The organism is Microbacterium meiriae, from assembly GCF_040686935.1.
Classification (GTDB): Bacteria; Actinomycetota; Actinomycetes; order Actinomycetales; family Microbacteriaceae; genus Microbacterium; species Microbacterium meiriae.
Genome location: NZ_JBFBMF010000001.1, coordinates 944,582 through 969,319 on the forward strand (window position 1 = coordinate 944,582; position 24,738 = coordinate 969,319).

Consider the following 24,738-nt stretch of genomic DNA (forward strand, 5'->3'; position numbering starts at 1 on the left):
GCTCCTGATGAAGAGGTCAGTTGAAGTAGGTCCCGCCCTCGACGTTGAACGTCTGGCCGGTGATGTAGTCGGAACCGGGGCCGGCGAGGAAGATCGCCATCGGCACGATGTCGGACGGAACAGAGGTGCGGCCGAGCGGGATGGTCTCGCCGATGCCCTTGAAGGTCTCCCCCTCGGCCTTTCCGGTGATCTCGCCGAACTGCTTGTCGACTTCCTTCCAGTACGGGGTGTCGACCACACCAGGGGCGATGGCGTTGACGTTCACGCCGTACGGAGCCAGGGCGAGGGCGACGGACTGGGTGATGGAGATCACCGTCGCCTTCGACGCGCAGTAGGCGGTGACGAGCGCCTCGCCGCGGCGCCCGGCGACCGAGGCCATGTTGATGATCTTGCCGCTGCCCTGGCGACGCATCGGCTCCGCGGCCGCCTGCGAGAGGAAGAACAGCCCCTTCACGTTCACCGCGAAGATGCGATCCCACTCCTCGGGCGTGGTGTCCCAGACGGCCTTGATGAGCCCGATCCCCGCATTGTTGACGAGGATGTCGAGCCGGCCGTGCTCGGCCACGATCTCCTGGACGAGCTGGGCGGATGCCGCAGGATCGGCGACGTTGAGCGCGCGGGCGGACGCCTGCCCTCCCGCCTCCTGGATCTCGCGCACGACGGTCTCGGCACCCTCCAGGTTGAGGTCGGCGATGACGACGTGCGCCCCCTCCGCGGCGTAGCCGTGCGCCATGGCACGACCCATACCCGAAGCGGCTCCGGTGATGAGTGCGATCTTGCTGTCGAGAGACGACATATGGGTTCCCTTTCTCGAGGTCCGATGGTGAGTGGTCAGTGATCTCGGCGACGGCTCAGCAGCGTCTGCACGATCATGGCGAGGACGAGGAAGACGCCGGTGAAGAGATCCTGGAAGTAGGCGTTGAGCGATCCCATCTGATTGATCAGGTTGTCGATCATCGCGATGAGGAGCACTCCCGAGAGGGCGCCCAGCATCGTGCCCACTCCGCCGGTGAGCAGGACGCCTCCGATCACGGCCGCAGCGATCGACTTGAGCTCGTACGTCGAACCGAGGCTCGCGACGCCGGAGGAGAGGCGGGAGGCGAGCAGGGCGCCGGCGAGGCCCGCGAGACCGCCGCTGATCGTGTACACCTGGATCTTCACACGCGTCACGTTCACGCCCATCATCCGTGCCGCCTCCTCGTTGCCCCCGAGAGCGAACATGCGGGAGCCGAACGGCGTCCGGTTCAGCACGACCGCGGCCGCGACGAACGCGATCAGCAGGATCCAGACCAGATTCGGCAGACCCAGCACGCTGCCGTTCGCGATCGAGGTGAAGAAACCGCGCTCGATCACGATGCTGGAGCTCGCCAGCGCCACCGCGATGCCGTTGACGGCGAGGAGAGCCGACAGCGTGATGATGAACGGGGCCATGCGCGCCTTGCCGACCAGCAGCCCGTTGATCAGCCCGAGGCCGATGCCCGCGGCGATCGGTACGAGCAGGGCCGCCAGCCAACCGGCCGGGGCGGCCAGCGCCGCCAGCACCGTGCCGAGCCCGATCATCGAGCCGACGGACAGGTCGATGCCACCGGTGATGAGCACGAAGCTCTGCCCGATGGTGATGAGGCCGATGAAGCAGGCCGCCGTGACGATGTTGGCCGCGTTGTCGACGGTTCCGAACGAGGGCGACACGATCGCGGCGACAACGGCGACGGCGACGAGCACGCCCACGATGCCGTACCGCTGCAGGCCGGCCGCCCACCCGCCTCCCCCGCTCCGCGGAACGGCGCGTCGCCGCGGGGCGTCCTGTGTCGTGGCGGTCATCGCGCGTCCTTCCCTGCACGCTGCAGGAACAGGGCGACCACGATGAGGACCGCCTTGAGCACCTGCGCGTATGCGAAATCGAGGTTGTTCATGATGAACGTGGTGTCGATCACCTGGAGGAACAGCGCCGCGGCGACCGTTCCGCCCACGTTGATGCGGCCGCCGGCGAGTGGCGTGCCGCCGATCACCACTGCCGCGATCGCCGTCAGCTCCAAGTGGATGCCGATGAAGCTCGGGTCCGACGCACCGATGCGGGCAGAGACGAAGACCCCCGCGAGGCCGGCCAGCCCCGCACTCAGGGTGTAGATCGTGATGATGGTCCGGTTGCGCGGTGTGCCGGTCAGATGCGCGGCGGCGCGGTTCGATCCGGCGAACAGCGCATACCGGCCGAACGTGGTCTTCTTCACCAGCAGCCAGATGAGCACCGCGATCACGGCGGCGATCACGGCCACGCCCGGGATGCCGAACAGCACCGCGTTGCCGAGCCAGCCGAACAGCCCGTCGCCGGGGATAGGGCTGCGTGCACCCCCGGAGAGCGCCTGGGCGAGTCCGCGGACGGCGACCAGCAGACCGAGGCTGGTGATGAGCGGGTTGATGCGCAGATACGCGATCATCGTGCCGTTCAGCGTGCCGACGGCGGCCGCGACGAGCACGCCGGTCAGCAGCGCGACGACCTCGCCGTAGCCGAGGTACAGCGCCAGCATCGCCGACGACAGCGCCATCATCGATCCCACCGACAGGTCGATGCCGCCGGTGCCGATGGCGAGCGTCTGCCCGACGGCGATCAGCACGATCGGAGCGACCGCGAACAGCACGTTCTGGAGCGTCGCGGCGGTCGCGAACCCGGTGGTGGCGATGAGGTTGACGACCACCAGCGCCGCGAGGGCGAGGTACACGGTGTACGTGCGCGCGAAGTGCGCCAGCTTCTGCCGGGGGGTCCGTTCTGTGACGACCACCGTGGTCGTCGTCGTGACGGTCATGCGCTCTCTCCTGTCCGGACGGGGGTTGCCGCGGAGGTCGCGGAGAGAAGGCCGACGACGTCGGCCGGGTCGACGGACAGCGGATCCAGCTCGCCGACCACGGCTCCCTCGCTGAGCACGATGAGCCGGTCACACAGCGCGAGCAGCTCCTCCGTCTCGCTCGAGGTGACCAGCACCCCGATGCCGCGGTCCGAGAGGGCTCGGATGACGCGGTGGACCTCCGCCTTCGCACCGACATCGATCCCCCTGGTCGGGTCGTCCAGCAGCACGACGCGCGGCTCGGTGGCGATCCATCGGGCCAGCAGCACCTTCTGCTGGTTGCCGCCGGACAGCTCTGCCACCGGCTGCTCGGGGCCTGCCGCTTTCAGGCGCAGTTCCTCGGAGAACCGGGCCACGAGGTCTGTCTGCTCGCGCGGTCGCACCACGCCGAGGGTGGACAGCCGAGTGAGGACGGCCGCGGTGAGGTTCTCCCGCACGCTCAACCCGGGGAAGATCCCCTCGCGGCGGCGATCCTCCGAGAGGTAGGCGATGCCGGCGCGCAACGAGCGCGCCGGCGATCGCCGGACGAGCGTCTCGCCGCCGACCCGGACCTCTCCAGCGTCGGGCTTAATCGCGCCGTACACCGCCTTGCAGATCTCGGTGCGGCCGGAGCCGAGCAGCCCCAGCAGACCCACGATCTCGCCACGCCGTACGTCGAACGACACGTCGTGCAGTCGGTTGCCCCACTCGAGCCCCTTCACCTCCAGCGCCGGCGGGCGGGTACGCAGCTCCTCGACCCGCTGTCGGTGTGCTGCGGGGTCCCGGTCCGTCTCGTTTAGCCGGATGCCGCCGAGCATCGCGCTCACGAGCTCGGCCGGCGGCAGCTCGCTCGGGGTGCTCTCCACCACGAAGCGTCCGTCGCGCAGCACCGTGAAGCGATCACAGAGCTCGTACAGCTCCGACATCCGGTGGCTGACGAGCATGAGGGCCAGACCCTCGTCGCGGAGCTGACGCACCACCCGGAACAGGATGTCGATCTCGGCGCCGTTCAGTGCGGAGGTCGGCTCGTCGAGGATCACGGCCCGTGCCTCGAAGGCCACGGCGCGCACGATCGCGACCATCTGCTGCATCCCGAGCGAGAGCGACGCCAGCGGTGCCTTCGCCGAGATGGCGAGTCCGAATCGGTCGAGGATGGCCTGCGCCTGCGCGACCGCCGCCCTTTTTCGCAGCAGGCCGGCTCGGCGCGGTTCGCGTCCGAGGAGGATGTTCTCCGCCACCGTGCGCTCCGGGATGAGGTTCACCTCCTGGTACACGGTGCTGATGCCAGCGTCCTGCGAATCCTTCGGCCGGTCGAACGACACGGGACGACCGTCGAGCAGGACCTCACCGGCGTCCTGCTGATAGAACCCCGTGACGATCTTGATCAGGGTCGACTTGCCGGCGCCGTTCTCGCCGTTGAGCCCGTGGACCTCGCCAGCGCGCAGCGCGAGCGAAGCCCCCTTCAGCGCACGGATACCGTTGAAGCTCTTCGTGATGTCACGGGCCTCGAGGATCACGTCCCCCGCCTGTGAAGCCATGTGCTCGTCCTCTCGCTGCACGCCGGGAAGGGTCAGTACGCCCGACCGGAGTCGAGCGCGTCCTGCGCGTTCTTCGCGGTGTAGAGCTCGTCCTTCATGATGATCTCCTGCGCCACTTCGTCGCCGGCGAACCACTTCGTCAGCAGGTCGACGGCAGCGGGACCGAAGCGCGGATTGGTCTCGACGATCGCGGCGATGTCGCCGGAGGCCACGTGCCCGACCGCCTCCTTGGTGCCGTCGATCGAGACGACCTTCACGTCCTCGCCGGGAGTGAGCCCGGCCTGGGTGATGGCGGTGAGCGCACCGAGCGCCATGGTGTCGCTGTGCGTGTACACCGCGTTGATGTCGGGGTTGGATGACAGCAGTTGGGCGAGCACCTCCTGAGCCTCGCTGGTGGCCCAGTTGCCGGTCTGCTTGGCGACGATCTCGATGCCCGCCGCGTCCTTCACCGCGGTGTCGAAACCATCGGTACGGAGCGTCGCCACGTCGCTGCCGGGCGCGCCCTGCAGCTCCGCGACGAAGCCCTCCCCGCCCAGGGCGTCGATCATCGCCTCGCCGGCGCGCTCGCCCTGCCGCTCGAAGTCGGACCCCATGAAGGAGATGAAGTCGGTGCAGGGCTCGCCTGCGGTCTCGCGGTCGATCGTGATGACCGGGATCCCCTTGCTCTTGGCCGCTTCGAAGGCGCTCTGCAGTCCCGTGGCGCTGATCGGCGCGACGATGAGCGCGTCCACGCCCTGATTGATCATCGACTGGATGTCGCTGAGTTGCTTCGCCTGGTCGCTGTTGGCGTTGGTGTAGACGAACTCCGCACCCGCCTCTTCGACCGACTGGCGCACCGATGCCGTCTCCGTGGCGCGGAAGGGGTTCTGCTCGTTCTCGGACTGGGAGAAGCCGATCTTCATGTCCCCGATCTCCTCGTCGGAGGGCGTGGGATTCGTGCAGGTCGCGTCCGACGCGCTCTCGACCACCTGTTCGGTGCCTTCGCCGTTGGCGGCGGTCGCGCCGCGATCGTCGAGAGGTTTCGCGCAGCCCGTGACGACGAAGAGCAGGCCTGTGGCCACTGCTGCTGCGGTGAGGATACGGGTCGATTTCATGACATCTCCTTTGATCGTTCGTGAAAGAGTCCGCCGTGCGGCGGCCGACGTGGTCAGACTCGCAGCGCCGCGAGCTTCTCGAAGTCGAGGTCGAGTCCGTGCCCAGGTCGCTCCGGCGCGGTCACGGACCCGTCGACGATGGGCATGGTCTCGGCGAGGTAGGGCTCCAGGCTGAACCCGTGCGCCTCCATGTAGGTGCGGTTGGGTGCCGCCGCCAGGCAGTGCACCGTGAGGTCGTGCACGCCGTGGCTGGTCACCGGGAGGTTGTGCGCCTCGGCGAGGGAGCCGATCTTGCGGAAGACGGTCATGCCGCCGCAGTTGCTCACATCCGGCTCGGGATAGGTCACGGCACCCGCGTCGATCGCGGCACGGAACTCGTACAGGGTGTGCAGGTTCTCGCCAGCGGCCACCGGGAGGCCGCCGGACGCGAGCACGCGTGCCTGTCCGGGGAGGTCGTCCGGGATCACCGGCTCCTCCAACCACACGAGATCGAACGCGCGGAGCTCGCGGGCGGCCGCGATGGCCCGGTCCGCCGACCACCGCATGTTGGCGTCCACCATGAGCGGGAACCCGTCGCCGAGGTGCTCCCGCATGGCGGCGACCCGCATGATGTCGTCACGGAGCTCGTCCCGGCCGACCTTCATCTTGATCGCACGGAAGCCCTGTTCCTGAAAGGCGTCAGCCTGGGCGAGGAGCTGCGGGACGGAGAACTGCAGGTCGATGCCGCCGGCGTAGACAGGGACCTGCGGGTCGAAGCCGCCGAACACCCGCCAGAGCGGCTGGCCGAGGCGGCGCCCCTTGAGGTCCCAGAGCGCGATGTCGACCGCGGAGATCGCCGAGGTGACATGGCCGCCGCGACCGGCATAGTGCAGGTGCCACCACATCTTCTGCCAGAGCGCCTCGATCCTGTCCGCATCTTCGCCGACGAGCACGTCGCTCAGGTAGGGGTCGACCATCCGGGCGACGGCGTGCCCGCCCGCGTTGACCGTGTACGTGTATCCCATCCCGGTGGCACCGTCGGCGTCTGTCACCCGCACGACGATGAGTTCGAAATCGTCCATATCGCCGTGAGTGCTGTCCGAGAGACGCGTGGCCAGCGGCACTCGATAGAGGTCGGTGCGGACGTTCGTGATCTTCGCCATTGATGGATGCTCCGGGTCATGGGTCTGCGAGACCCGCTAGAAAACCGATTTCCTAAACATACACACATCCACTACTGTTGCCAACACCCCGCCGCATCTCGACGTGGATGATGCGGCGCCACGAAGGAGAGGACGTCACATGCGGATCGTGATCACAGACTGCGACCACGACGACATCGCCGAAGAACGGGCGGTCGCGGAGGCGGGCGGTGTCGACCTGGAGTTGTTCCAGTGTCGGTCGGAGGACGAGGTGATCGCTGCGGCGGCGGACGCCGACGCCGTCGTCGTGCAGTACGCCCCCGTGACCGCCCGCGTCCTCGACGCGCTGCCCCGGCTCCGGGCGATCGGCCGCTACGGTGTCGGCGTCGACACGGTCGATGTCCCCGCGGCCACCGCCAGAGGCATCGCGGTCTGCAACGTGCCGGACTACGGGACCGAGGACGTCTCGGATCATGCGATCGCCCTGGCCCTGTCGCTCGTCAGGGGAGTGACCGAGCTCGACCGCCGGACCAGGGCCGGCGTGTACAGCCTCAGCGACGTCAAGCCGCTGCACCGCATCTCGGCGTTGACCTTCGGCGTCGTCGGCGTCGGCCGGATCGGCACCGCGACGGCGCGCAAGGCGGCGGCCCTGGGCTTCACCGTGATCGGCCATGACCCGCGGGCCGATGCGAGAGCACGCGAAGTGCGGCTCGTCGACCTCGACGAGCTCCTCGCCGCAGCGGACGTGGTCTCGCTGCATGTGCCGCTCGACGAAAGCACGCGGCACCTGATCGACGACCGCGCGCTGTCTCGGATGAAGCCCGGTGCTCTGCTGGTCAACACCTGCCGCGGCGGCGTCGTCGACACGGCGGCGCTCGTGCGTGCCGTGCGGAGCGGCGCGGTGAAGGCCGCTGCGCTCGACGTGTTCGAGGAGGAGCCGCTCCCGCCGACGAGCGCGTTGCTGCAACTGCCTTCGGTCGTGGTGACGCCGCACACCGCGTGGTACAGCGAGGAATCCGAATCGGAGCTCAAGCGACGGGCCATCGAGAACGTCGTGGACTACTGCGCAGGCCGCACACCACGCGACCTGCTGAACCCGGAGGTGCGACAGTGACGAGAACGATGATGAAAGCCGTGCTGTGGGAGGGCCCTGACCGGCTGAAGATCGCCTCGCTGCCCCGACCCTCCACCGCCGCCGGCGCGTCGCTCGTGCGCATCGAGTACACCGGGCTCTGCGGCACGGACTTCTCGATCCTGCACGGCTCCCACCCCCGCGCGACGGCGCCGCTCGTGATGGGCCACGAGATCGTCGGGCGCGTGGTCGAGACGGGCGATGAGCGCCTCCGAGGCCGCCGCGTCGCGGTGCTGCCGCTTCTCAGCTGTGGCGTGTGCGCGCCCTGCCGCGCGGGACACACGCACGTGTGCGAGCGCCTCGGCCTCTACGGCATCGACGAACCCGGGGGACTCGCCGAGTTCGCGGTCTTCCCGGACGACCGGCTCTTCCCGCTCAACGACGTCGTGCCGGCCAGGGTGGCCGCGCTCGTCGAGCCCCTGGCGGTCGCCGTGCATGCCGTGAGCCGGTCCGGACTGACCGGTGCTGAGACCGTCGTCGTGTTCGGCGCCGGCCCCATCGGCATCCTCACGGCCCTGGTCGCCCGTCATCGGGGCGCGGGCCCCGTGGTGGTGGTCGAACCCAGCGCGGAGCGACGGACTGTCGCCGAGGAGCTGGGGTTCCGGACGCTGTCGGCGGGCGAGACCGCTGCCGACAACATCCGCGCCCTGTTCGGCGGGGGCGCGGATATCGTGTTCGATACCGCCGCTCACCCGTCCGTCGCCCTGCACCTCCCGCGAGCCGCCGCCATCCGCGGCACGATCGTGCTCGTCGGGGTGTACAAGCAGCCGACCCCGTTCGACCTGCAGGCGGTGACGTTCGCCGAGCAGTCGATGGTGGGCGTCCGCGTCTACACCACGGCTGACTTCCGCGAGGCCGTCGAGATCATCCAGAGCGACGCCCTCGGTCTCGAACGGCTGCCGGTGTCGACCTTCGGTCTCGATGGCGCCTCCGCCGCATTCGCCGCAGCGACCTCCGCCGGCGCCGCTCTGAAGGTGCTGGTCGGAATGGGTTCCGCGGACGAGGAGGGTGGACGGTGACCGCCGCGTCGTTCCGACTGGACGGACGGACCGCGGTCGTGACCGGAGCCTCACGCGGAATCGGCGCCGCAGTCGCGGAGGGACTCCTGCACGCCGGCGCCCGCGTCGTGACGATGCAACGAGGAGCGCCGGCGGAGAGCCTGCAGCGCGCTGCAGCGAAATGCGCGGGCGCGCTGAGCGCCGTGACTGTCGATCTGGCATCCACCGCTTCCCTCGCACGGGCGATCGACGACGTCCGCGCCCACCACGACGTCGACATCCTCGTCAACAACGCCGGTATTCAGGCCCGCCACGATGCGGCGGACTTCCCTCTCGACGACTTCACCGCCGTCCTCGACGTGAACACGCGCGCTGCCTTCCAGCTCGCGCAGGGGTTCGGTGCCGCCATGCTGGAGCGGGGCTACGGCAAGGTCGTGAACATGGCGTCCCTGCTCAGTTATCAGGGTGGCCTCCGGGTCGCGGCGTATGCCGCCTCGAAGGGCGCCGTGGCTCAGCTCACCAAGGCTCTCTGCAACGAGTGGGCGTCACGCGGGGTGAATGTGAACGCCGTCGCACCCGGGTACATCGGCACTGACATGAACGAGGCCCTGCTCTCCGACGAGACGCGCAACACGCAGATCCTGGAGCGAATCCCGGCGGGTCGCTGGGGCTCCCCGGACGATCTCGTGGGCGCCGTCGTCTTCCTTGCATCCGACGCCGCCGCCTACGTGCACGGGACGGTGCTCCCCGTCGACGGCGGCTGGTTGGCCCGATGACGATGCCGGCGACGCCGCGGAGCGTGGGACCGGTGGACGTCGTGACCCTGGGCGAGACGCTCGCTCTGTTCCGCTCAGCCGGCTTCGGCCCGCTGGCGCACAACACGGCCTTCACCCTCAGCATCGGAGGGGCGGAGAGTAACGTCGCCATCGCGATCGCCCGGTTGGGCGGCTCCGCGGCCTGGTGCGGACGTGTCGGCGCCGATGCGTTCGGCGACCTCATCCTCCGGGAACTGCGCGCGGAGGAGGTCGGCGTCCACGCGGTGAGGGATTCCGACGCCCCGACGGCCCACATGGTGCGCGAGGTGCGGACCCCCTCCCTCGCGCGAGTGACCTACGCACGGTCGGGCAGCGCCGGGTCCCGCCTCGCCCCCTCCGATCTGCCGCTGACGACGATCCGCGCGGCCCGGATCCTGCACGTCACCGGCATCACACCGGCACTGTCGCCGACCGCGCTCGACGCCGTGCTCGTTGCCGTGGAGGAGGCCAGGACGCACGGGGTGACCGTGTCGTTCGACGTCAACCATCGCTCGACTCTGTGGGCTCCCGCCGATGCGGCACCCGTCTACCGACGGCTTGCCCGCGATGCCGACATCGTCTTCGCCGGCGAGGACGAGGCGATGCTGCTGCTCGACCACGACGGCGAGGCGGAACAGCTCGCCCGTGGTATCGCCGCGCTGGGCCCGCGGGAGACGATCATCAAACGCGGCGCCGACGGCTGCACCGCTCTCCTCGACGACGAGCTGCTCCGGGTCGCGGCCGTCCCGATCGAGCCCGTCGACACCGTCGGAGCGGGAGACGCGTTCGTCGGGGGATACCTCGCTGATCGTGCCGCGGGCCGCACCCCGGAGGAGCGCCTGATCACGGCGGTCGAGACAGGGGCTTTCGCGTGTCTGAACGCCGGCGACTGGGCGGGGCTCCCCCGTCGCTCCGAACTCGCGCTCCTCTCCGCCCCGGATCCCGTCCTCCGGTGAGCATCCGCCTCCGCACGCGCCGTGTCGAGCCCCTCTCACACGGCCGCTCGGACGAGCCTGCCCACGAGGTCGACGTAGTCCACCCCGGCCGCCGCGAACATCCGCGGCACCTGGGATGCGGCGGTCAGTCCCGGCATCGTGTTCACCTCGTTGAGCACAGGGCCCTCGTCCGTGAGGAAGAAGTCCATCCGGGCGACGCCGTCGCACCCCAGGGCATCGAACATCGCGATCGCCGCGCGCTTGAGCGCCGTCGTGGCAGCTGTATCGAGCTGCGCGGGAACCGTGAAGCGGGCCGTGCCGTCGTACTTCGTCGCGGTGTCGAAGAGCCCGGGCGCGTGGATCTCCAGGGGCGGGGCGGCCCACCGCACCCCGCCCTTCTCCCGCAGCACGGCGACGTCGATCTCCCGTGCGTGCACGACCTCCTCGACCAGGATCCGCCGGTCGAACCGCGCTGCCCCCCGCAGCGCCGTGAGCAGGTCGCCCTCCTCCGTCACCAGGCTCACGCCGTGGCTCGAGCCGGCCGTGACCGGCTTGACCACGACCTCGCCGTCGAACTCCACATCGCCGATGTCCTCCGCGGCGACCAGTCGCCCCCTGGCGGTCCGCAGCCCCACGGCCTGGGCCACCAGCTTCGTGGCCCATTTGTCCATGCCGATCGCCCCCGCCCCCAGCGCGGATCCCACCACGGGGACCCCGGCGAGCGCGCACAGCGCCGCGAGGGCGCCGTCCTCCCCGAGCGCCCCGTGCACGGCCGGGAACACGACGTCGCTCGCCGCGAGCAGCGGCAGGGCCTGCTGCAACGATGCCGCCGGACTCACGCCGGGCGGGATGCCGTCCGCGCGCCACACGCCGTCGCTGTCGATCGTCACGGTCGTGACGGCGTGTCCCCCCAACCGCAGCGCCGCGGCGACCGCCGCCGCCGACGCGAGCGACACCTCGTGCTCCGGGTTCTGTCCCCCTCCGATGACCAGGACCTTCATCGTCATGCCACGCTCCTCCTCACTCGCGGGCCGATGCCCGTGACGATGGTGTGCGGGATCGTGCCCGCCCACCGTGCCCAGTGCTGCACCGACGGCACTGCGCCGCCGTCCGGCCCGAACACCGTCGCGACCGCTCCCCGCGGGAACACCCTCCCCCCGGTGTCGACGACGATCTGATCCATCGACACCCTCCCGACGATCAGGTGCCGTTCCCCGCCGATCTCCACCCCCGCACCGGGCCCGACCTCCCGCGGGATGCCGTCCGCGTACCCGACGCCCACGACGCTCAGGTGCGTGGCCGTCGCCGTCGTGTGCGTGCCCCCGTAGCCCACGACGGTTCCGGCCGGCACGGCGGCGCTGTGCACCACGGGCGCGGTGAACCGGGAGGCCCCGACCAACGACACCGTCTCGGACGGGTCGATCCCCACGAGGGCGGCCCCCACCCGCACCATGTCGAAGTGCGTGGCGGGGTCCGTGAGAGCCCCCGACGTCGCCGCGAGGTGCACGAGCAGCGGTCCGAACCCGGCGCGCAGGACCGCGTCCCTCCCCTGGCGCATCCGCAGCACCGCGGCCGCGTTCGCCCGCGGATCCGCGGCGTCCGCGCAGGGGAGGTGCCCCATCACCCCGACGACATCGATCCGTCCACGGGCCGCCCTCGCCGTGCGCAGCAGAGTGTCCCAGTCCTCCACGGGGCACCCTCCGCGCGCCATCCCGGTGTCGAGGTGCAGGTGCACCCGCACGGAAGCTGTGGCATCGGCCGCGAGCTGGCGCAGCTCCTCGACGGAGCCCACGGCCACGTCGACCCCCGCAGCGGCCGCGAGCGGCGCGTCGATGCCCGCCGGATGCAGCCAGGCGAGGATCGGCACCCGCAGGCCGGCCTCGCGCAGCGCGACCCCCTCGGCGACGTCGGTGACCCCGAGCCACTCGGCTCCCGCGGCCACGGCGGCGGTCGCCACCGCCACCATGCCGTGACCGTAGGCGTCGGCCTTGACCACGGCCATGACGGGAACCGCAGCGGCGGCCCGCACGCGGCGGAGGTTCTCGGCGACGGCGCCCGGAAGGGTGGACAGGGTCGGTGCGTGCAGGCGGGACAGGGTCGCCCCCTCCGCGAGCACCGCGGTCATCGCTGCATCCTCGGGTCTTCGGTGGCATCGGCGTACTGTGCCGGGCAGCCGTCCTCGACAGCCTCCGCTCGCAGCTCGTAGTGCCAGGATTCGTTGGCGTAGGTCTGGCAGAGCCCGTAGCGCCACCCGCGCTGGGCGAGCCAGTCGAGGGTGGGGAGCGGACCGAGGTCGACCGCGTCGCCGGAGACGTGCGCCGAGGTCTCGGCGGTCGCCACCCAGCGGCGCGCCTCCTCCTCCGAGCCGTAGTCGTCGATGGCGTCGCGGAGCAGCTGCTCCTGCAGCGTGGCCGACCGCCATCCGCTGTTCACGACGAAGGTGACCCCGTCGGCCTCGGCATCGGAGGCGGCACGCTGGAGGGCGTCGAGCAGCGCGGGGTCGAGGTTGCCGACGGCGATCCTGTCGACGTCGAAGACCGTCGGCTGATCGCCGTCGCGGATCACGCCGTCCGCCTCGCTCGGGGCGAGCACCGATCCGGTGGTCGGCGGATGCGGATCGGTGTCGGAGCCGGAGGAGCCGGTGGTGGCGGGCGTGACGATCGGGGCGGTCTCGGCGAACGCGGCCGACAGCGACTGCTGCACGGCGACGGCGGCGACCACCGCGAGTGCCAGCACGGAGGCCGTGGTGGCGATCCGCCGACGGCGCCGTGCCCGGACGGCTCGGGGGGTGTGGAGGTCGTTCATGCTTCCAGTGAAGAGAGGACGCGGTTGCCAGGGCGTATGGCGTTTTCCATACACCGCCGATATGCCGCACTGCGTAGGATCGCTGCCATGCGTGTGCTGATCGTCGAGGACGAGCCCTACCTCGCCGAGGCGGTCCGCGACGGGCTGCGGCTCGAGGCGATCGCGGCCGACATCGCCGGCGACGGCGACACCGCGCTGGAGCTGCTCGGCATCAACGCCTACGACATCGCCATCCTCGACCGCGACGTGCCGGGTCCCTCCGGCGATGACATCGCGCGCTGGATCGTCGCCTCGGGCAGCGGCATCCCCATCCTCATGCTCACGGCCGCCGACCGCCTCGACGACAAGGCCTCCGGGTTCGAGCTCGGCGCCGACGACTACCTCACCAAGCCGTTCGAGCTGCGGGAGCTGGTGCTGCGGCTGCGCGCCCTGGATCGCCGCCGCCAGCGCGCGCGACCGCCGGTGCTGGAGATCGCCGGTCTTCGTCTCGACCCGTTCCGCCGCGAGGTCTACCGCGACGGCCGGTACGTCGCCCTCACCCGCAAGCAGTTCGCCGTGCTGGAGGTGCTCGTCGACGCCGAGGGCGGGGTGGTCAGCGCCGAGGAGCTGCTGGAACGGGCGTGGGACGAGAACGCCGACCCGTTCACGAACGCCGTCCGCATCACCGTCTCCTCGCTGCGCAAGCGCCTCGGCGAGCCGTGGCTGATCCTCACGGTGCCCGGCGTCGGCTACCGGATCGGGGCCGACCCGGATGCGTAGGCGGCAGGGGATGAGCGTCCGCCTCAAGCTGACACTGAGCTACGCGGGCATCGTCGTCGTCTCCGGCCTCCTGCTGCTCGGCGCCGTGGCGCTCTACCTCCTGCGGTACGTCCCGGATGTGCAGATCCCCGTCGTCGAGTTCTTCGTCCCCAACCGCTCGGATCTGATCCGGGCGTTCGTGCCCGTCGCCGCGATGGTGATGGTCGCCCTGCTCGCGATCGGTCTCGGCGGCGGGTGGCTGCTCGCCGGCCGGATGCTGGCCCCGCTCGACCGCATCGGCGACGCGGCCCGGCTCGCGGCCCAGGGCTCGCTGTCGCACCGGATCCGCATGGAGGGCCCGAGCGACGAGTTCCGCGACCTCGCCGACGTCTTCGACACCATGCTGGAGCAGCTGGAGGCGCACGTCTCCGAGCAGCAGCGCTTCGCCGCGAACGCCTCGCACGAGCTGCGGACCCCCTTGGCCATCTCGCAGACGCTCCTCGACGTGGCCCGCACCGATCCCGACCGGGACGTCGACGCCCTCATCGACCGGCTCCGCGAGGTGAACACGCGGGCGATCGACCTCACCGAGGCGCTGCTGCTGCTGAGCAGGGCGGATCAGCGCACCTTCCCGCGGACCCTCATCGACCTGTCGCTCCTGGCCGAGGAGTCCGTCGAGGCTCTCCTCCCGCTCGCCGACCGCCGCGGGGTCGAGGTCGAGGTCTCCGGCGTCCCGGCGACCGTGCTCGGCTCCTCCGCCCTGCTGCCGCAACTGGTCATGAACCTCGTCGCCAACGCGATCGTCCACAACCGGGGCGACGGCGGCGGCTCCGTCGCGGTGCGCACGCACTCCCTCCCGGACGCGGTGGCCCTCGTCGTGGAGAACACCGGTGCGGAGCTCCCCGCCTCCCAGGTCGCGACGCTCGTCGAACCCTTCCAGCGCGGCACCGAGCGCACGCGGGGAGCGGAGCACGCCGGGGTGGGCCTCGGCCTCGCGATCGTCCAGCGCATCACCCAGACCCACGGCGGCACCCTCGTGCTGACGCCCCGCACCGGCGGCGGCCTCATCGTGACCGCCTGGTTCCCGCACCCCTATCCCGGCTGACCCGGCTTTCGAATCGCGCGATTGGCCCTGTTTCGGCTCCGGATAGAACCATTCAGGCGATTCGAACGGAGTCGAACGGGCGTCACCAGGGGCTGGGCTCGTAGTCCTTGAGGAAGACGCCGTGGATGTCCTCGCCGGCCTCGCCGCGCACGATCGGGTCGTACACGCGGGCGGCGCCGTCGACCAGGTCGAGCGGGGCGTGGAAGCCCTCCTCCGCGAGCCGGACCTTCGTGTAGTGCGGGCGCTCGTCGGTGATCCAGCCGGTGTCGACGGCGGTCATGAGGATGCCGTCCGTCTCCAGCATCTCCCCCGCGCTCGTACGGGTCAGCATGTTCAGCGCGGCCTTCGCCATGTTCGTGTGCGGGTGGCCTGGACCCTTGTAGCGCCGGGAGAACTGCCCCTCCATCGCGGAGACGTTCACGACGTACTTCCGGCGCGACGGCGACGCGGCCATCGACGCCCGCAGCCGGCTGATGAGCAGGAACGGCGCGGTCGTGTTGGCGAGCTGCACCTCGAGCATCTCCAGCGGATCGACCTGATCCACGGACTGCACCCAGCTGTTGACGCGGTTCACGTCCGGCACGAGTCCGCCCGCGTCGATCGCCGTGCCGTCCGCGTGCTTCTCCAGCGAGGACGAGCCCGGTGCCATCGCGAGCCGTGCGAGGTCTTCCGCGGTGAGCGCCTGTCCCCCCTGCTCTGCGACCGTGCCCCCGAGCGCGGCCACCGACAGCAGCGGGTGTGAATCGACCGAGGCCTGCAGCGCCTGCGGGTGCGGGTCGACGGTGTGCCCGAAGGTCTCCATCTCCGGCAGCGGGCCGTCCGGCAGCGGCTGGAGCTCCGCGTCGGCGAGCAGCGAATAGGCTCCCGGCGAGCGGCGGACCGTCTGGGCGGCGTTGTTGATGAGGATGTCGAGGGGCCCCTGCGCGGCGACCGAGTCGGCGAGCCCGATCACCTGGGCCGGGTCGCGGAGGTCGATGCCGACCACGCGCAGCCGGTGCAGCCAGTCGCCCGCATCCGGCAGGGCCGAGAACCGGCGCACGGCGTCACGCGGGAATCGGGTGGTGATCGTGGTGTGCGCACCGTCGCGGAGGAGGCGCAGCGCGATGTGCATGCCGATCTTCGCGCGGCCGCCGGTGAGCAGAGCGCGCTTGCCGGTGAGGTCCGTGCGGGCGGTGCGCTTGCCGTGACTGAAACGCGCGCAGTCAGGGCAGAGCTGGTGGTAGAACGCGTCGACGAGCGTGTACGGCTGCTTGCAGATGTAGCAGTTGCGGGGTTTGAGGAGCTCGCCGGCGATGGGCGCGTCCACCACGCTCGTGGCGAGATCGTTGCCGCGCGTCTCGTCGTCGATGCGGTCGGGAGCGCCGGTGGCGGTGCGAGCGACGACGGCCTTGTCCGCCTCGGCGATCGCGTCCCGGATCTCCTTGCGCCGCACGCGCTTGACCGCCTTGAACATCGCCGCGGTCGCGTGGCGCACGGCCACGAAGTCGGGGTGCTCGTTGTCGATCGTGTGCAGCTCGGCGAGGACGCGCAGCGTCGTGGCGAGGTCGTCGGGGTCGATGCCGGGGCCCAGGTCGGGAGTGGCGTCGGGCGCGTCGGTCATTAGGCCGATTTTACGCGACAGTCCTGGGGGTCTCCTGCCGTGTGGGGTGCCCGGCGCCTCGCGGCTACGCTGGGTCCGGACGGAAGGGATGGGATGAGGAAGGCCGGCACGCTGAGGATCGTCGCTTTCGTGTGCCTCGCTCTCTCCGTCATCGGGACGGTCGCATCCTTCTCGGTCGTCCGGGCGGGCGGCGCCGACGGCGCCGTGTACCTCGGCGTGAACATCCTGCTGGCGGTGCTGGGAATCGTGCTGCTCATCGTCGGGGCACGTCGCCGACCCGGCGCCTCCCGTGGCGAATCAGCCGACTAGCACCCGCACGGCCAGCGCCGCCATGGCTCCCGCCGTCCTCGCGGAACGGCAGCGGGTCTCCTGCTCTGTCCGATCCCCGGCGTAGGGTCGACGCATGAGCAGCGCAGAATCCTTCCCGCACCCCGGCGTCGTCCCCTCCTACCTGCTCGCGCGCCTGGCCGAGTCGGGTCGTTTCCCCAAGGCCGCCGCCGCCGCCCGGCAGACGCTCACCGCCGGGCGCCCGCCCTTCCGCGCCCGCATCGACCTCTCCATCGACGAGAACGGCGACCTCGTCGCGCAGCTCTCCGATGCGCCGAACCGCACGATCAGCGACGCCGGCAACACGCAGCAGCTCCCGGGGGCCGTGGTCCGCACGGAAGACGACGAGCCGGTCGCCGACACCGCCGTCAACGAGGCGTTCGACGGCCTGGGCGCGACGTTCGAGATGCTGCTCTCCGCGTTCGGCCGCAACTCGCTCGACGACGCCGGCGCTCCCCTCGACGCGACCGTCCATTACGGCGTCGACTACGACAACGCGTTCTGGGACGGCGAGCGCATGGTGTTCGGGGACGGCGACGGAGAGGTGTTCCAGCACTTCACCGGATCGCTCACCGTGATCGGGCATGAGCTCGCCCACGGCGTCGTGCAGCACACGGCGAACCTGGAGTACCAGGGTCAGCCGGGCGCACTGAACGAGTCCGTCGCCGACGTGTTCGGCGCCCTCACCGAGCAGTACGCGCTGGGGCAGTCCGCCGACCAGGCGAGCTGGCTCATCGGGGCGGAGATCTTCACCGACGCCGTGGAGGGGTCGGCTCTGCGCTCCATGATCGCGCCGGGCACGGCCTACGACGACGATGAACTCGGGAAAGACCCGCAGCCCGACCACATGAGCGGATTCGTGCGCACGACCGAAGACAACGGAGGCGTGCACATCAACTCCGGCATCCCGAACCGCGCCTTCGCCCTCTTCGCCCTCGACCTCGGCGGCAACGCCTGGGACCGCGCCGGCACGGTCTGGTACCGGGCGCTCACCGGCGGTCTGTCGAGCACCGCGAACTTCACGGACTTCGCCGACGCCACGGTCGCCGCAGCGGCCACGGTCGATCAGGAGACGGTCGCCGCGGCTCGACGCGCCTGGATGACCGTGGGAGTCTATGAGGATGACCGAGGACCCGACGCCGCCTGACGCCCCCGTCGTCATCGCCGTCGTGCGCTCGGGAGGGCTCGCCGGCATCCGTCGCCAGTGGCGCGTGGAGGCCGAGCCTCCGGACGCCGAGGAGTGGATAGGCCTCATCGACAGCTGCCCCTGGGACGACGACGTCGACACGGAGCCGGGGGCCGACCGGTTCGTGTGGAGCATCCGCGCCCGCACCCCCTCCGAGCGCCGGGAGCGGGAGCTGCCCGACTCCGCCGTGGACGGTCCGTGGCGCGCCCTCGTCGATGCCGTGCGGGAGGCCGCTCGCGACGCGTGAGCCCGCGGTCGCAGATTCGCACTCCCGTCGCAGGAGCCCGCCGGATCCCTGCGACCTCGGTGGGAAACGGTGACCTCGCGCCGACCGGGGGTCACAATGGACGCATGGGACTCTTCCAGCAGCGACCCGAGGAAGAAGAGAAGCAGTGGGGACTCCCCTCTGAGCCTCTCGAGACCTCGGCCGCGGACACACTCGACGCCGCGCCGGCGCTCGACCCGCTGACCCTCGGCCTCGACACCCCCTCCTCGGTGAGCTCGATCGTGTTCCCGGTCGCCCCGCCCGCTCCCGAGGCCGAGAGCACCGAGAACGCCGACCCCGAGGACTGACCCCGCACGACGTCGCACTCTCCCACTCCCGTCGCAGGCTCCCGGGGATTCCGTGCGACCTCGGCGCGAAAGTCCGTCCGCGGCCAGCGATACGGTGGACGGATGACCATCACCGCCGCCGCAGACGGCTCCGCCCTGGGCAACCCAGGCCCGAACGGCTGGGCCTGGTACATCGACGACGCGAACTGGGCCGCCGGCGGCTCCCCGCACGGCACGAACAACCAGGGCGAGCTCCGCGCTGTCCTCGAGCTGCTCCAGGCGACGGCCGGCACCGACGAGAAGCTGCTGATCGAGTGCGACAGCCGCTACGTGATCGACTCCGTGACGAAGTGGATGCCCGGCTGGAAGCGTCGCGGCTGGCGGAAGTCCGATGGCGGGCCCGTGCTGAACCGCGACCTCCTCGAGGGGATCGACGAGGCCATGCGCGGTCGCGACGTCGAGTTCTCCTGGGTCAAGGGCCACGCCGGTCACCCCCTGAACGAGGCCGCCGACGAGCGCGCGAACGCCGCCGCCAAGGCCTACCAGCAGAAGCAGGAGCCGCGGCGAGGCCCCGGGTTCACCCGCGCGACCGACGCCGGAGCCGCCGTCGCGGCCTCCGCCCCGGTCGCCGCTGCAGCCGCTGCAGCCACTGCAGCCGCTGCACCGTCGCCCTCTTCCGCGGCCCCGTCGCGCACGTCGGCGCCCGTCGCGGAGGCGGAGTTCGCTCAGCCGCTGTGGGCCGAGACCTCAGACCTCCTCGACGGACTCGACCTCGCCCAGGACGACCCCATCGTGCTCCAGGTCCCGCTGTCCACCGACGAGCACGCCCGCCTCCGGGACCGCGCCGAAGCGCAGGGCATCACCCTGGAAGAAGCGCTCCGCCGCCTGATCTGACGGAGAGCGTGGGGCGTACACTCGCAGCATGTCGACTCCCCGCACCATCGGCCGGATCTTCCTCGGCGTCTCGCTCGTGTTCGCCGGCGTCTCCCACCTCACGTTCGCCCGCGAGGAGTTCCAGGCGCAGGTGCCGGAATCGCTGCCGCTCGATCCCGACACCACGGTGCTCGCGTCCGGCGTCGCCGAGGTCGCACTCGGCTCCGCTCTCCTTCTCGCCCGTCGCCGCCGTCGCACGGTCGGCACCGTCGCCGCGCTCTTCTTCGCCGCGGTGTTCCCCGGCAACGTGGCCCAGTGGATGCATCACCGGGACGGCTTCGGACTCGACACCGATATGAAGCGCTTCGTGCGTCTGTTCTTCCAGCCGGCCCTCATCGCGCTGGCTCTGTGGTCCACGCGCGCCCCGCGGCGCTGACCGACCCCGCGAGAACAGGCATTCCCGCGAGAACCGGCCCCCACACCCACCCGCGCCTGAACCCGCGCGGGGGCCTGATGCGGCGTCACCCCGGGTCGGCTCCGTAGACTCGGCGGATGGCGGAAAGGACGAGGCGACGGTGAACAAGCGCACCGTCTTCGGCCTGCTCCGGCTCACCGCCGCCGCCGTCTGCCTCATCGCGCTCATCCACCGCCTCGCGTGGGGACTCGCGTCGAACACCATCGCGAGCCAGAACTTCTTCGCGTATCTGACCAATCAGTCGAACATCGCCTTCGTCGTCCTCCTCACCATCGCGGGAGTCCTCGCGCTGCGGAGAGCCAGCGATCCGCGGTGGCTCACGGTGGCGCTCGCCCTCGTGCTCACCTGGACGATCACCGCCGGACTCGTGTTCGCGATCCTGGTCTGGCAGGCCGGAGTCCGGGGTATCCGCATCGATGTGCCGTGGTCGGACCAGGTCCTGCATTTCTGGCTGCCCGCGGTGACCGTCGCCGCCTGGGCCCTGGCCCCCGGACATCGGGCGGTGCCGTGGCGCGTGATCCCGGTGACTCTGGCGTACCCGGTGCTGTGGGGCGTCGCGACACTCGTCCGCGGACCCCTGATCGGCTGGTACCCGTACTACTTCCTCGACCCGCGGCAGGTGAGCGGTCCGGTCGAGTTCACTCTCTCCTGCGCGATCGCCCTGGCCGTCTTCGCCACTGTGGCGACCGCGCTCGTGCTCATCAGCCGCCTGCCGGACCCGTGGGACCGCGCTCGTACGGAGCCGCCGCCCGAGGACAGGGCCCCGGCCGAGACCGCACGCGAGACGGTTCAGGCGTAGAGCGCCAGCGACCCGAGCGCCGCCTCGACGGCCTCGGCCTCCCCGAGCTCCGCAAAGTCCCGCGCCGCCGCGCCGCCCACGATCCCGACGAGCACGTTCTCGCCGGTCGAGGGGCGGAGGTTGATCCACGTGGGGATCGCGATGTCCTCGCCGACCGCGTGCCAGATCGCCTCGTCGCCGTCCCAGAACGGCTCGTCCCACCGCAGCCACACCGTCTCGATCGCGCCCATGCCGAGCGCGGACACGGCGCCGCGGTTGTCGAACGGCAGCGGCGGATCGAACTCGATTCCCTGCTCCTGCAGCACCCCGAGCGGCACCGTCAGCAGCACCCGGCCGAAGGAGAGGGCCTCCCCGGTGCCGAGGCGCACACTCACCCCGGTGTCGTCCCACGCAAGACGGGTGACCGGCGAGCTGAGCCCCACCTTCACCCCGTCCAGGGCGCTCTCGATGAACGGGGTCAGGTCGTCGCCGACCCCCTGCAGCGCCGCGTCGGGGAGCGGCGGGGCGAACCAGCTCGACAGGTCGGCGGCGTCCGCGCCCGTCCGTGCCGCGAGGAGCGCGAGGAGCGCGGCCGTCGCGGGATCCTCCGGGTCGATGCCGGCCGCCACCAGGGCGTCCGCCACGGAGGAGTCCTGCGGGGCGGCCTGTGCCGTGGTCACCGCGGCCTCCACCGGCTGCGGATCCACGGGGTCGACGTCACCCTCGGCCGAGCGCCACCGCGCCCCCTCGAGGTCGACGAGCTCCATGTCCCCCTCGTCGATCGCATCGAGAAGCTCCGCGTCGGCGTCGCCGAACAGCCACGCGCCGAGCTGCACCGGAACCGGCCAGTCGTCGCCCGTGCGGGAGAGGATCCGGCCGCCGACGCGGTCGCGCGCTTCGAACACCGTCACCTGCAGGCCGTCCTCCGCGAGCTGCGCGGCGGCGGTCGCCCCGGCGATCCCGGCGCCGATCACGGCCACCCGCTCGCCGTCCTCCGCGGCGACGGTGAGCTCCCGAGCGGCACGGCGGCCCGACCGCAGGGCGCCGCGGACGGTACCCGGCGCCTCGTCGTCGGTCGCCTCGCCCGCGAAGAAGAGCCGGTCGTCGACGGGCTGCGCGAGCGCCGTGCGGGTCGCGGCGAGCACCCCCACGGGAGTGAAGCTCGCGGCGCCCCGGGCGAACGGGTCGGTGGTCCAGGTGCTGCGGATACTGCCGCTCGGGGCGGGGACACCGGGCGGCGGCTCCGGTTCGCGCGTGCGAGTGGGGGTCGGCGTCGGTTCCGGCTCCGGGGTGCAGGAGGCGAGAAGCACCGAGACGGCACCGGCACCGGCGCCGAGGAGCAGGGTACGGCGCGTGATCCTCATCGTGCCGCCACTTTATCCCGCTTTCGCACAGGCAGAAGCGCCGGAACAGGCGGCTCTCCATGAGAACCGCCTGTTCCGGCGCGAGTGCCGGGGCGTCAGACGGACAGCAGCTCCCGCTCCAGCCGCGCGAACGAGGCCTCCATGCCGTCGGCCATGCCGGTGGCGAGGATCATGTCCCGCGTCTCCTTGTCGGGGTACTCGATGAGCACCGTCACGAGGGTCGCGCCGTCCTCCTCGTAGAGGTTGAGGTCGTTGAGCGTCTCGGTCGGCATGCCCTGCATCCGCTCGGTGGTGACGGCGCGCTTCGGGGCGTCGATCAGCAGCGCCTCCCCCTCGAAGCCGAACGGCTCACCCTCCGTGTCGCCCACGGGCGCCCAGGAGTTCCGGTACGACTGGCCGACCTCGGTCGCCGACACGCACTCGGTCATCTCCCACCCGTCCGGGCCGAGCATCCACTGCCGGATGAGCTCGGGCTCGAAGTGGGCGCGCCACACCAGCTCGCGCGGACCCTCGACGAGGCGGGTGATGCGCACGTGCGTGTCGTCCAGCAGCTCCACCCGGGTGCCCTTGCCCTGGGCGTAGTCGCGGAGGTCCTGCAACACGGCGTCGAGCTGGGCCATGGCCATCCGGGTGCCCTCCACGGCGCCCATCGCGACGACCTGCTCGAGCGCCTCGGCGGACGTGAAGTGGCTCGTGTTGACCATGCGCGTGCCCTCGGCCGTCGGCTCGAACGTGAAGGTCATGCGCATGGAGGGGAGGTTCGCGTCCGGCGTGCCGTCCTCGTCGGCGAACGAGTCGAGCACCGTGAAGCTGCGCGGCGCGTCGATCTCCAGGAACTCCCACGTGCCGGAGGCCTTCTCCCCGCGAGGACCGTTCATCGTGTAGACGGCTCGGCCACCGACGGTGTGGTCCCACTGCGTGAAGGTGGCCGGCCAGCCGGGAGGACCCCAGAACCGCTCGAGCTGCTGCGGGTCGGTGTAGGCGGCCCAGACGCGCTCGACGGGCGCGGCGAGGTCGGCGACGACGGTCATGGTGAGGTTCTCGGCATCCGTGATGATGTCCGTGACAGGCATGTCAGTCTCCTTGCGATTCGGTGCGTTGACTGCTGGTGGGGTCGGTGGGGGCCGGCTTCCCCGCGGCTGGGGACGGCTCGGCCAGGAGATCGTCGAGCCGGGCGATGCGCGACCGCCACAGCTCTTCGTATCGGGCGAGGAGCGCCCTGGCGCGGGCGATCATCTCGGGGTTCGCGCGGACGAGCCGCTCGCGTCCCTCGGCGCGCTTGACGATGAGGTTCGCGGCCTCGAGCACGGCCACGTGCTTCTGGACCGCGGCGAACGACATCTCGTACTCGGAGGCGAGGGTCGAGACGGACTGCTCCCGCTCGATCGTCCGGCGCAGGATGTCCCGCCGGGTCGACGTCGCCAGCGCGTGGAACACACGGTCGACCTCCGCTTCGCCCAACTCCGTTTGTGCAACCATTTGGTTGTACGTTAGACCCGCGTCGCGAGCGTGTCAAGAGTGCTCCGCGGCACTCACGCCCCACGGCCGCCCGCCACCCACCCGGTCGCCCGCGCCCAGGCCTCCATCTCCCCCTGCGCCCGGTCGAACCAGTGGTCCTTCGCCCGCGCGTAGTCGTCGAAGTCACGGTCGCCCCGGTGCGCGGAGGCCAGCGCGGTCTTGAGCGCCGCATACTCGTCGCGCGCCTCCGAGTCCGCCCGCAGCCAGTCTCGGAACAGGAGGGCGTATCGCCCGTTCGACGCCCCGACGCGTCGCACATGCACGATCGCCCGGGCCCTGGCGTCCACGCTCGCGAACAGGCGTTTCGACCACTCGTCCGGATCGCCGCCCGTCCGCGCGTTGTCCCGGGAGACGCCCGGCGCGTCCGGCACGATGCGCTGCACGTTCACGAAGCCGGCGTCCCCGAGGCGCTGCTCCGCGGCATCCGCGTCCGCGAGGTCGTGCACCCCCACCTGAAGGTCGATGATCGGCTTGGCGCGCAGCCCGGGCACGGCCGTCGAGCCGATGTGATCGACACGCACCGGGACGCCGTCGAACGCCGTGGCGACGCGGGCGCCGAGGCGAGCGGCATCCGCCACCCAGCGCGGCGACCACGACTCGAGGATCGGCGGCGTGTCCGGAGGGAGTCGCCGCGCCCTCCGCCGCTCCTCGACCTCCGCCGCTCGGGCGAGGAAGCGGGACAGGCCGTCCTCGTCGCCCTCCGCGATAACCGCGTCGCACCACGCGCCGGCGGACACTTCGCCGATGCCGAGCACGAGATGAGCCGTCGCGGAGGCGTGCGCCACGGTGGCCGCGTCGACGGGCCCGAGACCCGTCACAACCGCATCCGGCCGCGCCGCACGCAGACGGCGCACGACCACGCCGTCATCCTCCCCGACGACGACCAGGGCGAGGGGCGAGAACGCGTCCGCCCCCGGAGAGCCTTCGGACTCATCTGCGAGCGGATCCACTGGTCGCCTCCTCCGGATTCGTCCCGCCGGAGTCGG

General features: G+C 71.0%; 27 protein-coding genes. 13 read left to right on the top strand and 14 right to left on the bottom strand.

The genetic code is table 11. The features are described 5' to 3' along the window. Positions 1 to 16: 16 nt before the first annotated feature. Genes AB0P08_RS04520 through AB0P08_RS04545 form a run of 6 tightly spaced genes read right to left on the bottom strand, consistent with a single transcriptional unit; the run spans position 17 to position 6,593 of the window. Positions 17 to 796, bottom strand: a complete 780-nt coding sequence (locus AB0P08_RS04520; RefSeq protein WP_363588338.1) for a glucose 1-dehydrogenase — start codon at positions 794 to 796, stop codon at positions 17 to 19. A gap of 35 nt (positions 797 to 831) precedes the next feature. Continuing rightward, positions 832 to 1,821, bottom strand: a complete 990-nt coding sequence (locus AB0P08_RS04525; protein WP_363588340.1) for an ABC transporter permease — start codon at positions 1,819 to 1,821, stop codon at positions 832 to 834. Beyond that, the gene (locus AB0P08_RS04530) at positions 1,818 to 2,801 is read right to left on the bottom strand and encodes an ABC transporter permease (RefSeq protein WP_363588342.1); all 984 of its coding nucleotides are present in this window, start codon (positions 2,799 to 2,801) and stop codon (positions 1,818 to 1,820) included. The genes AB0P08_RS04525 and AB0P08_RS04530 overlap by 4 nt, the downstream gene beginning before the upstream one ends. Next, complete coding sequence (locus AB0P08_RS04535) at positions 2,798 to 4,357, bottom strand: sugar ABC transporter ATP-binding protein (protein WP_363588344.1); 1,560 nt, start codon at positions 4,355 to 4,357, stop codon at positions 2,798 to 2,800. The genes AB0P08_RS04530 and AB0P08_RS04535 overlap by 4 nt, the downstream gene beginning before the upstream one ends. Positions 4,358 to 4,389: 32 nt before the next feature. Further along, positions 4,390 to 5,451 (bottom strand): ABC transporter substrate-binding protein, encoded by a 1,062-nt coding sequence (locus tag AB0P08_RS04540; protein WP_363588346.1) that lies wholly within the window; start codon positions 5,449 to 5,451, stop codon positions 4,390 to 4,392. 53 nt (positions 5,452 to 5,504) lie between these two features. Further along, on the bottom strand, positions 5,505 to 6,593 hold the full coding sequence (locus tag AB0P08_RS04545) for a mandelate racemase/muconate lactonizing enzyme family protein (RefSeq protein ID WP_363588348.1): 1,089 nt from the start codon (positions 6,591 to 6,593) through the stop codon (positions 5,505 to 5,507). A 139-nt stretch (positions 6,594 to 6,732) separates the two neighbouring features. Here AB0P08_RS04545 and AB0P08_RS04550 point away from each other — a divergent pair, with 139 nt between their 5' ends. From AB0P08_RS04550 to AB0P08_RS04565, 4 genes are read left to right on the top strand one after another with little or no spacing between them, the layout of a single operon-like run. Next, on the top strand, positions 6,733 to 7,686 hold the full coding sequence (locus AB0P08_RS04550; protein WP_363588350.1) for a C-terminal binding protein: 954 nt from the start codon (positions 6,733 to 6,735) through the stop codon (positions 7,684 to 7,686). Between the two features lie 8 nt (positions 7,687 to 7,694). Then, entirely contained in the window at positions 7,695 to 8,723 is a 1,029-nt protein-coding gene (locus tag AB0P08_RS04555) for a zinc-dependent alcohol dehydrogenase (RefSeq protein WP_363588352.1), read from the top strand. Then, a complete protein-coding gene (locus tag AB0P08_RS04560) occupies positions 8,720 to 9,478 on the top strand; it encodes an SDR family oxidoreductase (RefSeq protein ID WP_363588354.1) in 759 nt (252 codons plus the stop codon). The genes AB0P08_RS04555 and AB0P08_RS04560 overlap by 4 nt, the downstream gene beginning before the upstream one ends. 32 nt (positions 9,479 to 9,510) lie before the next feature. Continuing rightward, positions 9,511 to 10,452, top strand: coding sequence for a sugar kinase (locus AB0P08_RS04565; protein WP_363588356.1), 942 nt, complete (start codon positions 9,511 to 9,513; stop codon positions 10,450 to 10,452). 35 nt (positions 10,453 to 10,487) lie between these two features. On the opposite strand, the gene AB0P08_RS04570 is transcribed toward AB0P08_RS04565, so the two are convergent. Genes AB0P08_RS04570 through AB0P08_RS04580 form a run of 3 tightly spaced genes read right to left on the bottom strand, consistent with a single transcriptional unit; the run spans position 10,488 to position 13,236 of the window. After that, a complete protein-coding gene (locus AB0P08_RS04570; protein WP_363588358.1) occupies positions 10,488 to 11,438 on the bottom strand; it encodes a D-alanine--D-alanine ligase family protein in 951 nt (316 codons plus the stop codon). Continuing rightward, a complete protein-coding gene (gene alr, locus AB0P08_RS04575; protein ID WP_363588360.1) occupies positions 11,435 to 12,556 on the bottom strand; it encodes an alanine racemase in 1,122 nt (373 codons plus the stop codon). Before alr ends, AB0P08_RS04570 begins: the two co-directional genes overlap by 4 nt. After that, positions 12,553 to 13,236 carry a M15 family metallopeptidase gene (locus AB0P08_RS04580; RefSeq protein WP_363588362.1) on the bottom strand — a complete coding sequence of 228 codons (684 nt, stop codon included), beginning with the start codon at positions 13,234 to 13,236 and terminating at the stop codon, positions 12,553 to 12,555. Before AB0P08_RS04580 ends, alr begins: the two co-directional genes overlap by 4 nt. Before the next feature lie 87 nt (positions 13,237 to 13,323). Here AB0P08_RS04580 and AB0P08_RS04585 point away from each other — a divergent pair, with 87 nt between their 5' ends. Beyond that, positions 13,324 to 13,995 (top strand): response regulator transcription factor, encoded by a 672-nt coding sequence (locus AB0P08_RS04585; protein ID WP_363588364.1) that lies wholly within the window; start codon positions 13,324 to 13,326, stop codon positions 13,993 to 13,995. Positions 13,996 to 14,005: 10 nt separating this feature from the next. Continuing rightward, positions 14,006 to 15,079 carry a sensor histidine kinase gene (locus AB0P08_RS04590; protein ID WP_363588366.1) on the top strand — a complete coding sequence of 358 codons (1,074 nt, stop codon included), beginning with the start codon at positions 14,006 to 14,008 and terminating at the stop codon, positions 15,077 to 15,079. A gap of 82 nt (positions 15,080 to 15,161) precedes the next feature. Here AB0P08_RS04590 and AB0P08_RS04595 read toward each other — a convergent pair whose 3' ends face one another. Beyond that, positions 15,162 to 16,679 (bottom strand): SDR family NAD(P)-dependent oxidoreductase, encoded by a 1,518-nt coding sequence (locus AB0P08_RS04595; protein ID WP_187663018.1) that lies wholly within the window; start codon positions 16,677 to 16,679, stop codon positions 15,162 to 15,164. Between the two features lie 93 nt (positions 16,680 to 16,772). On the opposite strand from AB0P08_RS04595, the gene AB0P08_RS04600 reads away from it, so the two are divergent. The 7 genes from AB0P08_RS04600 (at position 16,773) to AB0P08_RS04630 (ending at position 20,891) form a co-directional block, all read left to right on the top strand. Further along, positions 16,773 to 16,988 (top strand): hypothetical protein, encoded by a 216-nt coding sequence (locus AB0P08_RS04600; protein ID WP_363588368.1) that lies wholly within the window; start codon positions 16,773 to 16,775, stop codon positions 16,986 to 16,988. Positions 16,989 to 17,082: 94 nt separating this feature from the next. Beyond that, on the top strand, positions 17,083 to 18,153 hold the full coding sequence (locus AB0P08_RS04605; protein ID WP_363588370.1) for a M4 family metallopeptidase: 1,071 nt from the start codon (positions 17,083 to 17,085) through the stop codon (positions 18,151 to 18,153). Further along, positions 18,128 to 18,439, top strand: a complete 312-nt coding sequence (locus AB0P08_RS04610; protein ID WP_187663015.1) for a protealysin inhibitor emfourin — start codon at positions 18,128 to 18,130, stop codon at positions 18,437 to 18,439. The genes AB0P08_RS04605 and AB0P08_RS04610 overlap by 26 nt, the downstream gene beginning before the upstream one ends. 104 nt (positions 18,440 to 18,543) lie before the next feature. After that, positions 18,544 to 18,765 carry a hypothetical protein gene (locus tag AB0P08_RS04615; RefSeq protein WP_187663014.1) on the top strand — a complete coding sequence of 74 codons (222 nt, stop codon included), beginning with the start codon at positions 18,544 to 18,546 and terminating at the stop codon, positions 18,763 to 18,765. A 102-nt stretch (positions 18,766 to 18,867) separates the two neighbouring features. Beyond that, complete coding sequence (locus tag AB0P08_RS04620) at positions 18,868 to 19,638, top strand: ribonuclease H family protein (RefSeq protein WP_363588372.1); 771 nt, start codon at positions 18,868 to 18,870, stop codon at positions 19,636 to 19,638. Positions 19,639 to 19,666: 28 nt separating this feature from the next. Next, a complete protein-coding gene (locus tag AB0P08_RS04625) occupies positions 19,667 to 20,053 on the top strand; it encodes a DoxX family protein (protein WP_363588374.1) in 387 nt (128 codons plus the stop codon). Between the two features lie 139 nt (positions 20,054 to 20,192). Further along, positions 20,193 to 20,891 (top strand): Pr6Pr family membrane protein, encoded by a 699-nt coding sequence (locus tag AB0P08_RS04630; RefSeq protein ID WP_363588376.1) that lies wholly within the window; start codon positions 20,193 to 20,195, stop codon positions 20,889 to 20,891. Here AB0P08_RS04630 and AB0P08_RS04635 read toward each other — a convergent pair. From AB0P08_RS04635 to AB0P08_RS04650, 4 genes are all read right to left on the bottom strand, one after another. Next, on the bottom strand, positions 20,882 to 22,234 hold the full coding sequence (locus AB0P08_RS04635; protein WP_363588378.1) for a flavin monoamine oxidase family protein: 1,353 nt from the start codon (positions 22,232 to 22,234) through the stop codon (positions 20,882 to 20,884). The genes AB0P08_RS04630 and AB0P08_RS04635 overlap by 10 nt on opposite strands. A 95-nt stretch (positions 22,235 to 22,329) precedes the next feature. Beyond that, positions 22,330 to 23,307: an SRPBCC family protein gene (locus tag AB0P08_RS04640; RefSeq protein WP_187663010.1), complete on the bottom strand. Its 978-nt coding sequence runs from the start codon at positions 23,305 to 23,307 to the stop codon at positions 22,330 to 22,332. 1 nt (position 23,308) lies between these two features. Beyond that, positions 23,309 to 23,713: an ArsR/SmtB family transcription factor gene (locus tag AB0P08_RS04645; RefSeq protein WP_363588380.1), complete on the bottom strand. Its 405-nt coding sequence runs from the start codon at positions 23,711 to 23,713 to the stop codon at positions 23,309 to 23,311. A 53-nt stretch (positions 23,714 to 23,766) separates the two neighbouring features. Then, on the bottom strand, positions 23,767 to 24,702 hold the full coding sequence (locus tag AB0P08_RS04650; protein ID WP_363588382.1) for a GrpB family protein: 936 nt from the start codon (positions 24,700 to 24,702) through the stop codon (positions 23,767 to 23,769). Between the last annotated feature and the right edge of the window lie 36 nt (positions 24,703 to 24,738).